The sequence below is a fragment of the Streptomyces sp. NPDC058872 genome (assembly GCF_042743065.1).
Classification (GTDB): Bacteria; Actinomycetota; Actinomycetes; order Streptomycetales; family Streptomycetaceae; genus Streptomyces.
Genome location: NZ_JBHYMK010000078.1, coordinates 17,379 through 29,427 on the forward strand (window position 1 = coordinate 17,379; position 12,049 = coordinate 29,427).

Below are 12,049 nucleotides of genomic sequence, written 5' to 3' on the forward strand. Positions count from 1 at the left end.
GTTTCCGTTCCGTCCCGGTACGTCGGGGAGGTTAGGGTGACCGTGAAGCGCACCACGGGGGGGGTGCCAAGTGAGCAGGGCACGCTGGAGGTGAGCATGGGGCTACGCCCGACACACCTTGGCTACGCTTACCAGGACCTGCTCACCGCGCTGCGGCTGGTGGACCTGGCGGTGGGACGTGCGAATTCCCTGCTGGTCGACACGAAGATGTTCACCGGGGACCGATTTGATGACATCACGTGCGAGTGGGGCACCGGCAGCCGCGAGCGGCTGCAGATCAAGCACACGGATCATGACCGCGCGTTGTCGCTGGAGAGTTTCACGAAGGACAAGCGAGGCCTACGCCTGGATCTGCTCTTCTCCTCCATGGACCACGACTTCACCTCGGATCCGGGTGCCTCGCATCGCCTCGTGGTGCGCGACATGGAGCCGGAGGATCCCGAGCTGACCCGGGTGCTGCGCCCGGTCCACGCGAGCACTGATCCCGGGCCTGCACTGCACGGCTTGAACAGCAAACGGTTCCGTTTCGACGCCGCTGCGCTGCGTGCACACGCGCCGTGGAAGGAGATGCTCGCCCAGGTCAGTGATGACCTGCTCAACCGCGCTTGCGCATCCCTGGTCGTCGACACGGATCTTCCGGCGTGTTCGCTCAACATTCGCGAGCCCGGGCCAGCCGAGGCGGCCTTGCTGCACCGCATCACCGAAGAACTCGGTGCCGGACGGCCGCCGAACCGGCACCGCACGCCCGAGGAGGTGGCGCTGGCCCTGATCGAGGCGGCCAAAGCGGCGCGCAGCCGGGCGGGGACCGTGATGGTCGAGGACCTGATTCCTCGTCTGAGTCTGGAAGTCGACTTCGGAGCGGTCCGTGAGGGGCACCCCGTGGACCGTGCCACCGAGGTGAGACGTCCTACGGTGCTCACGGGCGTGGTCGCGGCCGTGAAGGACGCTGCTCAGCAGGGGGGTGTCGTGGTGGTCACCGGTGCTCCCGGCATCGGCAAGTCGTGGTTGTGCGAGCAGCTCGGGGATGCGCTGCGGGAATCCTGGCTGGCGGTGCGGCATCACTGCTGGCTCGGCGCTGCGGATATCGACCGTCAGCAGCGTGTGCTGACTGAGGTCGTGATCGGCAGCCTGCTGAAGCAGCTGGGGACTGCCGTGCCGGAGGCGCTGGCGCAGGTCAGGCCGCGCTACGCGGCCACGCCGGAGACGCTCACGGCCGCGGTCACTGCCGCGCGCGGCCTGGCACCGGACCGGCCGATCGCGCTGATCGTGGACGGTATCGACCATGTCAGCCGGGTTCTTGGATCCACCACCGGCAGCGCCTTTCGTCCGCGGGTGGACCCGGCGGCCTCTCTGGTCGCGGACCTCTCCGCCCTGGAACTGCCGCCCGGTGTCGTGCTCGTCCTGGCCAGTCAGCCCGGCCCTCACCTCGAGGCCGTCGACGCCGGTGCCTCCCGTCTCACCGTTGCCCCGCTCAATCGCGCCGAACTGCATGCTCTGGCGGACCGCCTGGGCGTGTTGACGGCCCTGGAGTCCTCCTCTGCCGGTGAGGGGCTCGATCCCGCTGCGCGGGCGGAGGCCGCGGTCGCACTGATCGAGGAGCGCTCTCGAGGCAACGCCCTGTACGCCACGTATTTGTGCCGGCAGGCCGTTGGTCCTGCCCCGGGCCTGGGAGCGGCGCCGGCGCCGGATGGTGCTGGCGATCCTCTGGAGAGGTTGGGGACGGTGCCGTCGTCGGCGCACGACCTCGACGAGTACTACGCCTATCTGCTGGCCGGTCTGACCCCCGGGCAGCGTTCTGCTGTCAGCATGCTCGCGGTCTGCGACTTCGCTGTGAGTGCGTCGGAGCTCGAGGAGATTTTCCCGCTGCCCGGAATGCAACTCGGTGCCGCGCTGAACAGCGTGGCACCGATCGTCGCGCAGCAGCCGGGCATCGGCGGACTGAAGATCCATCATGAGAGCTTCAGCCGCTTCGTCCGCCGGGTCGACGGCGACGACAGGTGGGTCGATCAGGTCCGGTCCCAGGCCGCCGACTGGTTGTCCCAGCGGGGCTTCTTTACCGATCCCCGCGCGTTCCGGCACCTGCCCGAACTGCTGGCCGCTCTGGGGCGCGATGACGAACTCGCTCTGCTGATCGAACCCGATTTCCTCTCCCGTGCGATTGCCGGGCTGCAGCCTCCTCAGGCCATCGTCCACACTCTGACCGTTGCCGCGCGGCGTGCGGCGGTCCGTAACGACTGGCCCACACTGGTGCGCTGCGTCGAACTGAGCCGGGCGCGGGCGACGTATGAGGACGAAGGCCTGCCGGGTTCCCTGGTGCCGTATGCGGATGTGCTGGTGGCGCTGGTGGGAGCCGACCGCGTGGCGGCAAGCCTGATGTACGAGGGTGTGACCACGATGGCGGCGCGGTGGGGCCTGCAGCTGTGTGCGGCGGTCGACCGGGCTGGCTGTGCCGCCCCGTGGGAGGCGTACCTGACGGCCTGGGACGAGGCACGCAAGGAGCGTGTCCACTACGGTTCCGAGAGCGATGAGTCGGTGTTCCTGGCGGAGTTGCGCGGACGGATCCGGTTGCCGGCCCGGGCTGCGGACAATGTCGAGCTCGGGCAGGTCCCGCGTACGCTCGCGCAGCGGGTGGCCCGGTTCCTCGGCCAGGAGGCTCTGACGTCGCCTGAGGATGCGCTGGGTGTGCTGTTGGACTGTCTGGGTCCAGACCCGTTGCTCGAGAGCGTGGAGCTCATCGAGCAACCCGACCGGCGCGCGGCCCTTTTGCTGCACCTGGCGGACGCCCATGGCACGGCGGGCGGCGCGCTGCCGTCTGCCCGCGCGCTGGCCACCGCGGCCTGGGCCAGCGGGCCGTGCGACCCGCGGCGCCTGCTCCGCCATGGCGTGGCAGTGTCGGACCTTGCCGAGGAGATCTTTTCCGGGGACATCGCCGCGGTTCTCGCGGAAGCAACACAGGATGTACTGACCTACCGTGCCAGCGGCCTGTCCGGCCCGGTGAACAGGTGGCTGACACTGCTGGCCGTGGCCCATGCTGCCGATCCGCAGGCGTCCGCCCGACTGCTCCCCCTCCTGGACGGCGATGGCTTCTACCGTGCCTGGCTGCGCTTCACCCTGGCCACGGTAGGCCTGCACCGCGACGTCGAGGCGGGCATCCTCACAGCCGAAACCGCGTCCGTGACCGTGCGTGTGGCGCTCGAACAACTGGCCCAGCATGCACACGCGTTCACGGGCAGCCCCCGGGCTTGCGATCTTGCGGACATCCACCGGCAGGTGCGGCAGGTGTTGCACGACGCCGTCGCCCTGCTGCGTGGCGATGATGTCGCTGTGGGCATCGCCTTCCTGCAAGCCGTCAGCGAGGGCACCACCACCTCTCTCATGGGCATGGCCGGAACCGGCCCGCTGATCACCACGGAGCTGGTGTCCCTGCTCGTCGGGAGCGTCGGCCAGGCAGGGGCCGATGTCGTGCACGAGCTCATGCGCACGTTGCGCGGAGCGCAAGCCGAGCGTCGTGCGCTGTATGCGGAGGACGCCGACTTCGAGCTTGAGATGGCCCGCGTGAGTCTCGCCTGCGGCGACCTGCACGAGGCGAAGCGGTGCTGGGAGCGTGCCGCCCGCTACGTGGGGGCCTATGGCGGTCACAAGGACATCACCATCGAGGAGTTGCTGGATCCGCTGCCTCAGCTCCTGCAGGCCGATCCCGTCCAGGCGCAGGTGCGTCTGGCGCGTACGCAGCCTCTTGTCTATCTCGTCGCGGACTGCACCGACGGGCGGGGCACGGCGGGAACGCCGCAGGAGTGGTGGCGTTCCCTTGCGCGCCTGGATCCGCGGGGTGCCGCGCAGTTGGGCGCCCAGGTGCTGCTGGCTGAGCCCGGGCTGCCCGATGGCCGGGTGGGCGCGGCCCACCGGCAGCTGCTGGCCACGCAGGCTGACACGGCCGACCCCGTCGTCCTGGCCGCGCTCCGCATCGCCGCTGGCCCCGATGGCCGCAGCATCCAGCAGGACGTTGCTCTGCTTACCAGGCTCGCTGACCTGCCCGGCGACGACGCGGCCCGCGCATCGCGTCTCCTGCCGGTGCTGGCCAATGCGATCACCTCCACCTACGACGACCAGACACTGATCGCCGCATCGCAGGCTGCCGGAGACGAGCCCACTTCTGCGCTGCGCACAGCAGCACAGCGTTGTGGCGGTGAGGGCGGCTTGCCCTGGGCGCCCCGCCCCGTGCCCGACAACACCTCACGTGACTGGTTCGGCCCCGAGAAGCGCCCCACCACAGACGCGTATCTGCACGCCCAGCAGCGCCCGACGCTGCCCGTAGGTGCTGCTGGCGCGCTTGCTGCGGTCCGTGACCGCAGCAGCAAGGCATACGATGCCCCCTCGGGCCCGCGGTGGTCGAGGGACGCCCTGGCCAATGCGGTCGGGTGGCGGCTCTTGGAGGTCATCGACGGTCAGGGAGCAGACGCAGCCGCCCAGTTCCTGCACCGGATCGCCGACGAGATGAACGCCTCCAATCCTCTTGAGCTGCTGGCCGACCTCGCCTTGGGGCTCCGCTTGCGCCAGGACAGCGATCCTGGTGTCTACGGCCCACTCGCCGCCACGGCGGGCATGCTCGCCTACACCAAGATGCGAGGCGGCGGCGGATGGCGTTCCTTCGGCGGCAATGACCGGCTGGATCTGTGGCAGCAGGCGCACTCCGCGGACCCGGCCACCGCAGCCCGCAACCTCGCAGACCAGGTGGCCCACGCCGTCGCCGAGGCGTCCTACAGCCGCACTATCGGTGTCAGCCTGGCCCTGGTCTCGGCGTTCGCTGTTCAGCCCCCGCTCGCTTCACCCCCGGCTGTCAGCGCTTTCGCCTGCTGGGATGCGGCGTATGGCGTCATCGCCCACCGTCTGCCGGGCCGTGCCCGTCTCAGTCAGGGTGCGTACCACCCGGTGCCGGAACAGGCGACCCAGCACGACATCGACACCGCACTGTGCGAACTTGCGTTGGCCACGATTGCCCTGCCTGAACGCGGCGACAAGCGCCGCGCCCTGATCACAGCGACGGTTCTGCTGGCCAGCCGTTCCGGCCAGGCGCAGGCAGCTCTGGCGCGCGTCCTCTCCTTCGACCTCGGAGCTGGCCCCCTGACCTGGCTCCTGACCGTCCTACAAGGACACCTGCCCGACGGGCCTCTGGATGCCGCCCTTCTCGCACAGCTCGTCACGCTGTGCGGCAGTGACGTGCTGTCCGTCCGTGCGGATGCGTCCGCCATCCTGGCCCGCGCTGGCCACCAGGCGCCCGCCCCCGCGGCAACGGCAGCCCATCCGACACTCGCACGCGCCATCGCCGCCGCCCTCTCCCCCAGCGAGGACAGCGCATGAACAACCCTCGGGAGTTCGCAACCCACCTCGTCGACCACTACCTGGGCGACCGCCTAAACGCCGCCGGCAGTCCGGCCGGGCTCCGCGAGACCGTCATCGATCTCGTGATCGATGCTCTTCCCGACGTCGAGACGCTCATGAGCATGCAGCTGGACCTTCTGACCAATGGACGCCGCAGCCAGCTTCCCGACGCCTATCTCGCCGACCAGGCCGCCGCCGAAGACGCCCTGCAACGCGCTGCCGCCGGCCTGCGTGCCGCGCTTGCCCAAGTGGGACATCTCGGCAACGCCCAGAACTTCGAACGCGGCGCGGCCGCGCGACTGCGCGATGACCCCCGCGCGGCCCTGCGTGCCGAACTCGCCCGCATTCCCCGCCCTCTGACTCGTCCCAAGGCCCTGGCATGGTCGCTTGATCCAGCACCGTGGTTCAGTGAGAGCCATCAAGCGGACAAGCCCTGGCCGCCTTCCGGCTTCGCTTCGGTCGCGGGCCTGCGGTCCCTGCCGGGAAACGCCATGGCCTTTGCTCGCGTGGATGAAGGTCCACACGAGGGCTGGGTGCAGATCGGCTTGTTCGAGCGGCAGCGCACTCCTGCACGCCGATACCCGGATCAGCCCGCCCGCCAACTGCAGATCGCCGTCGGCCTGGAGGCCCTCGACGACGACCCGCCGCCCGGCACACTACCCGCCTCCCAGGCCCCCTGGAAGCTGTGGACCAGCCCGTGGCGGCGCCTGGGACTCGGCCTTACAACCGAGTCAGCAGCCGAGCACATCAGTGCCGCAGACCAGGCCTTGACGGCCCTCACTGACGCTGGAGCCTCTGGCCTGATCGATACGCCTCGCCCTCGCACCCTGAGCGGCCTCGGCCTGCCCCTCTACGTACTCGCACCCGCAGCCAGCGTCGTGGCCGCACTCGGCCTTGAACCCACAGAGGGAATCTGCGGGTTCAGCCTCAGCGACGCCACCGGTGAGGCACTGATCTGCCGCCAGTGGCACGGCCACCTCGTCCACGACGGAAACTACGAACCACTCCTGCCCGCGGTCGCGGGAGCTGATCTACTCATCCGGCCCGACCTGTTCGCCCGGCTGCACGACACGATCGGCGCCGCGCGCTGCCGAGCCGGCGTCAACGTCCACCACGAGTCAGTCGACGACACCTTCGACGACGAGGACTGAGGGCACCCCAGCGACGACGCTCCCATCAACCCGCCTTCATGTGGCAGGCATGCGGCGACCTCCTCATCCGCGCCGGCGACGGGGCTGTGCCTGAGCGGAGATGGTGTGCTGGGTCAGGTGGGCGAGGACTGCGTGGTTGGCCTCCCAGCCGTCGGCGACCTTGGAGGCGGCTCCGGGGTGTGCGGGGTCGTTGGAGGGGTGGGCGTCGAGGAGTTCGGCGATGCCGGCGCGGGCCACGATGATGCAGGCGTGGCGGTGTCGTGAGGTGAGGACGCACAGGCGGCCGGCTTCCAGGTGGAAGGCGGAGGCGTCGCCGCGGCCGGAGAGGGGGTGCAGGACGATGGTGACGCGGAATTCGCAGCCTTGGAGTCGGTTGGCGGTGTCAACGGTGACGCTGTGGAGTGGGGGGTACTGGCGGGCCAGGAGCGCACGGATGTGGTGGGCCTGGCTGCGATGGGCGGTGCCGATAGCGATGTCCCCCGGCTGCAGGACGTGGCCTTCGGGGTTTTCCTCGCAGGTGGTGATGGCGCCCCGGGCCAGCAGCCGCTCGGCGATGCCGAGGACGGCCTGGAAGGCTTCGATGTCGTGCTGGCCGGTGATGCGGGCTGGTAGTTCGAACAGAGCCCATCCGGTTCGGGCGGCGTGTTCGATGACCTCGTCGGTAGGGGTACGCATGCCGCGGATGGAGAACGTGAGGGTGCGGTCGGCTTCACGGCTTCCGGCGTGGAAGGGCGTGAAGGGGTAGAAGGCGTCGCTGATCAGAGGGACGGCTGAGGGCGGCAGGCGCCAGGACACGGGCAGAAAGTGGACGGGCAGGTCGGGGTTGTTGGCGAGCAGGACGGCGACCGCGCTGTTCATGGGGTCATGGGGCAGGCCGTGGAAGCGGTCGGTTTCGACCGCGGAGAAGGGGTCGAGTTGGCCGGGATCTCCGACGAAGAGGGCCCGGTCAAAGAGGCCGGCGGTCCACAAAAGCATGTCGGAACGCATCTGGTAGGCCTCGTCGATGATCGCCCACGGCCATCGGCGGTCGGTGACCGTGGCCCATTTCATGGCGGTTCCCACGATGACGTCGGCCGTCTTCTCGAGGGCTTCGATGCGGGTGCCGATACGGATGCCGGGATGTGCCTGCAGATCGTGCGGGACTGAGTGTTCCGTTGCGGTGAGCCGGGCGGTGCGCAGATGCGGGTGGTGCCGGGCGAATCGCCGCACGAGTTGGTCGACCTGGCTGTTGGTCTGGGCGATGACGGGGCAGGGGGCGCTGGACTGCGCGAGGGCGTCGGCGGCTCGGGCGACCAGGGTGGATTTGCCGGCGCCGGGCGGGGAGTGCACGACGATTCCGCGGTGGGTGAGCGTGGGCAGCTGCTCCAGGATGGCGCGGGCGGCCGTATCCATCTGCTGCTGCGGCGAGGGCTGGTGGGGAGGTGTCACTGTTCTTCCTCGCCGTCGCCCTCGCCCGTGTCCTCATCGCTGTCGTCCGGATGGTCGGCAGGAGGCCCGCCATGGGTCCAGGGGGTCTGTTCTCGTGAGGGAAATTCCGGCATCCGGTAGGAATCCGGTGCGATGGTGAACACGAGGAAGGCACCGTCTTCGGGCAGGACGTCGTAGGTGGGACGGTCGGCGTGGCCCATGCCTGCGGTGATCTCGAGTTCGACGAGGGTGTCGCCGTCGGCGGGAGTGATCTCGCAGATCTTGTAGCCGGCCTTGCGGTAGGCGTGGCAGGCCAGGAACCGGCCGGGTTCCATGCGCAGGGGGTCGGAGGTGGACACGGTGAACCGCGGCCGCCATTGTGGCCGTCCGGTGGGCCCGCGCAGGGTGTGCTTGGAGTCGATCGCGGTGACGGTGCCGCCGAAGGCTTCGCCGGTGGTGCGCAGTTCGGCTCGTGCGAAGGGGTCGTCGGCGGTGCGTTCGGCGGCGAAGGCGGCTGCTGCGTGTTCCATGTCAGCCAGGCGGACGGCGGCGGCGACGGCTTGGTCGCGGGCCGGCCGGGGGCGTCCGTCCTGGGCCAGGTGCAGGCATTCGTCGGTGAATGCGGTGCGTTCGTGGTCCCAGCGGCGTGCGGTGCCCTTGGCTTCGGGGAGGGCCTGCAGGAGTGCGTAGGCCTGCCACATGAGGTCCCATGTGGGCTGCAGGTAGGTGGCCAGCAGGCGGTCGAGTTCTTGCAGGGTGCGGGTCTGCTCCTGGGCCAGGGCTTGTCGCCGGGCGCGGGCGTAGGCGTCGAACAGGGGCGCCAGGTGGTCGTTGTCGAAGGCGGCGTCGGTGGCTGGTCCCGCCGGGCGGTGGGTGGCCGGGTCTTCTGCTGCCAGTGCGGCGTCGCGTCCGGAGGCGGTGTGGCGGGGCGGGTCGATCCAGGCCAGCAGGGTGGCCAGGTCCTCGTCCTCGAGGGGGCTTTGGCCGCTGATCCAGTGCATGGAGAGGAAGCTGGTCATGGGGATGAGGGCGGCTGAGCCGGCCAGGTCGGCGCGGTCGGTGAGATAGGTGAGCCAGTGGCCCAGGCGCTGGACGGCCCGGGAGCCGGGAGCCTGGTCGTCGGCGGTGCGGAACCGCAGGTCGGCTCCGAGGTCTTTCAGGTGCTGCACGGTCTGGGGGTTGGGGACGAGGATCTGGGGGGCGTCGGTGTAGCGGCGTCGGGCCGGCTTGCTGGAGGTGGCGGGCAGGTGTTCGCTGTGCCGCTGGCAGGCGTCGATGTGGGCGGTGACGGCGTCTGCCAGGGAAGCGAGCATGGGAGTGGTGCTGCCTGAGGGCGGGGTGAGCAGGAGTTGGGGGCGGCGGGGGTCGGTGCCCAGCATGACGGCCAGCGGTCGTGCGGCGGGTCCGGTCTGTTTCAGTGCCAGCAGCATCAGTGGCTGGTCGCTGAGGTGGAGGTGGCGCAGTTGGCTGGCGCGTTGGGCGTTGCCGGTGTGGGCGGCGCGCATGCGCAGGAGTGAGGTGAGGCGGATCATGCGGTGTCCGTCTGGAGGTCTGCGTGGATGCGCTGTGCGTGGCGCAGGGCCTGGGTGAGGTCTTTCTGGCTCCGTGAGGGGTGCAGGTGCCCGTCGGTGAGGGCCAGGGCCGTGGCGATGGTGTCGATTCCCGCGAGGTCGTCGCGGACTGCGGTGCCCAGGGCGGCGGTCTTGCCCTGGTTGCGGGCTTCGGTGCGGCAGTGGAAGGCCAGGTCGCAGTGGTGGCGGCAGCCGGGGGTGTAGTTGGGCCGCACGGTGGCGAGCGCGGCAACGAGTTCACCGCGGGGCCGGGTCGGTTTCTGGTCGGGGCCGGGCGCCAGGTCGAAGGTGGTGTCGGGGGGAACTTTGTCCAGCAGTTCGGGCAGGCGCCGCAGTCTGTCGAGGTGGCGGCTCAGGTTCTTGATCTGCTTGTGGGCGCTGAAGGGCGTGGCGGTGGGGTGGCGGGTGAAGTTGCGCGGGTTGACCAGGACCACGGTGTCGGAGACGCGCTCTGGTGGGAGACCGTCCTCGGCGAGGAGTTCCCGCAGGGCCAGGACGTAGGCGGCGGCCTGGGTCAGCGCTGCGGTGGCCTTGAGGGGGTCGGGCTGTCCGTGGATGACGGGGAAGGATTTGATCTCTACGACATAGAAGACGCCCTCGCGCTGGAAGGCGATGACGTCGGGTTCGAGGTAGGCCTGGTGGCCGGCGACGGTCAGACGTAGTACGGGGTGGTCGAGCAGGGTGCGGGGGTCCGGCCTGCCATGTGCTGCTCTGCGGATGCGGGAGCGGGTGTGGATGCGGCGCAGCCGCAGAGGGGACTTGTCGTCATCGCTGCCGACGCTGTTGACGTCCTCGTAGGACACCTCCGGCACGCTCAGGCCCAGGGCTTGGCGGAGCAGCGGTACCAGGGGGGCTCCGGCCTGGGCGGTGACCTTGCGTTCGAAGGCGAGGCCGTAGTCGAGGGCGAGCTGGGATTTTCTCAGCGGCCGCGGGAGGCCCAGATGGGCGGCGAGGGCGTCTTTGTCGATACCGGCCGCATCCAGCAGGGAGCGGCGCTCGCAGCTCGGATTGGCGGTCAAGGCTGCCAGGGTGCGTGCATTGTGCGGGATGGGCGCAGCGATTCCGCGTAATACGCCCAGTCGTTCGTCGAGCGAGCTCACTGTTTTCCTTGGCGGGACAGGGCACAGCCGTGCTGGTTGCAGAGGCGGGTTTACGAAGTACGGCGCAGGCGGGCGGTGTTGCGCAGGATGTTGCCGAATATCTGCTGCGCGTCGCCGAGTTGCTGACGTGCGCGCTGGGCTGCTTCGGCGCGGGTGTCGGCGTCGTCGTCGGCGTGGATCTCCAGTTCCGCTGCGGCGGCCCGGCGCAGCGCGTCCAGGTCGAGCGGGCCCCGGGGGGCGTCGCCGTGGATGTTGCGGCTGTAGTGCAGCAGCAGCTGCTGGACCGGCTGTGGCATTCCGGCCTCGCCGGCGAGGTGTTCGGCGGCGTCCGCGAGCCGTAGGGCCGAGGTGAGGAAGTGGACGCGCTGGGTGAGCGGTCCCACCAGGCGCTGCTCCAGTGGCCAGGTGCTCAGGGCGAGCAGCGCGCGGGCTGGTGAGAGCAGGTCGGAGGTCAGCGCGGGGCAGATGTAGTAGGCGCGGCCGTAAGGGGCGGAGCGGAAGGAGCGTTCCTCGTCGCGGCGCAGGGTGGTCATGCGTGCCGTGTTCAGCGGGGTGGAGAAGAAAGCCTGGTGGACCTGGCTGAGCAGTTTGGGCGAGGCGGGGACGGTGAGCAGGGCGAGCGCCTGGTGGACCTGGTCGCGTACGGGCACGTCCTGGTTGGGCTCGACGACTGCCGGCGCGGGCTCAGGCCGGGCCCCTGGCTGCACCTCCGGCTGGGCCGTGTCCGGGACCTCAGTGATCCCGCACAGAACGTTCCACGCGTGTCGAGTGCGTGTCAGCTCCTCGCCCAGGGAGTTCACTTGGGCGGTGTCGTGTTGTGTGAGCGCCTGCCGGAGCGCCTCTTGCAGCTGCTGCATGCGCTTCTCGAGTGCGACCAGATGCTCATCCATGCCCGCATGCTAGCAGCCCCTCGTATATACCAGTTTCATTCCAGGGACAAGTAAAGACCGATAGGTCGCGCACAGGCGCGACCAGATGGGGCTCGGCGACTGCGGGCGCGGCCGCCGGCTGGGCCACGTCCGGGCCGCACCGAGCCCGCACAGAACGTTCCAGGCGAGTCGACTGCGTGTCAAATCCACGCCGGAAGGGCGTACTTGGGCAGTAGCGTGTTGCGCGAGTGCCCGCCGGACCGCCCCCTGACGGCTGCTGCATGCGCCCCTCGAGAGCGGTCATGCGTTCGTCCGTGCCCGGAGGCCAGCAGTCACTCGGGACTCCCAGTTTTACTCCAGGGAATTTGGTGTACAGTCCCGGGCTCATAAGGCACCACCGGTGCCCTCCTACGCCTCGCTTCCCAGAAGGGTGCACGAAGGCATGAGACTGCTCCACACTTCCGACTGGCATTTAGGCCCAATACCAGTGACTTAAGGGGTTGAGTCCCAGCTTCGGGGGACCTTGGTCGGTGGGTTGATCGAGGCTGTGCGCCAGTGTGGGGCGATGGCCA

Annotated in this window: 6 protein-coding genes; 2 read left to right on the top strand and 4 right to left on the bottom strand. The window is 69.5% G+C overall.

The features are described from left to right. Positions 1–36: 36 nt before the first annotated feature. Together ACFW22_RS32320 and ACFW22_RS32325 are read left to right on the top strand one after the other, a co-directional pair. On the top strand, positions 37–5,358 hold the full coding sequence (locus ACFW22_RS32320; protein ID WP_386411603.1) for an AAA family ATPase: 5,322 nt from the start codon (positions 37–39) through the stop codon (positions 5,356–5,358). Next, positions 5,355–6,530 (top strand): hypothetical protein, encoded by a 1,176-nt coding sequence (locus ACFW22_RS32325; RefSeq protein ID WP_386411605.1) that lies wholly within the window; start codon positions 5,355–5,357, stop codon positions 6,528–6,530. The genes ACFW22_RS32320 and ACFW22_RS32325 overlap by 4 nt, the downstream gene beginning before the upstream one ends. Before the next feature lie 63 nt (positions 6,531–6,593). On the opposite strand, the gene ACFW22_RS32330 is transcribed toward ACFW22_RS32325, so the two are convergent. From ACFW22_RS32330 to ACFW22_RS32345, 4 genes are all read right to left on the bottom strand, one after another. Beyond that, positions 6,594–7,958, bottom strand: a complete 1,365-nt coding sequence (locus tag ACFW22_RS32330) for an AAA domain-containing protein (RefSeq protein WP_386411607.1) — start codon at positions 7,956–7,958, stop codon at positions 6,594–6,596. Continuing rightward, positions 7,955–9,469 carry a hypothetical protein gene (locus ACFW22_RS32335; protein WP_386411609.1) on the bottom strand — a complete coding sequence of 505 codons (1,515 nt, stop codon included), beginning with the start codon at positions 9,467–9,469 and terminating at the stop codon, positions 7,955–7,957. Before ACFW22_RS32335 ends, ACFW22_RS32330 begins: the two co-directional genes overlap by 4 nt. After that, entirely contained in the window at positions 9,466–10,527 is a 1,062-nt protein-coding gene (locus ACFW22_RS32340) for a hypothetical protein (protein WP_386411611.1), read from the bottom strand. The genes ACFW22_RS32335 and ACFW22_RS32340 overlap by 4 nt, the downstream gene beginning before the upstream one ends. A 131-nt stretch (positions 10,528–10,658) precedes the next feature. After that, entirely contained in the window at positions 10,659–11,498 is an 840-nt protein-coding gene (locus tag ACFW22_RS32345; protein WP_386411613.1) for a hypothetical protein, read from the bottom strand. Positions 11,499–12,049 lie beyond the last annotated feature (551 nt).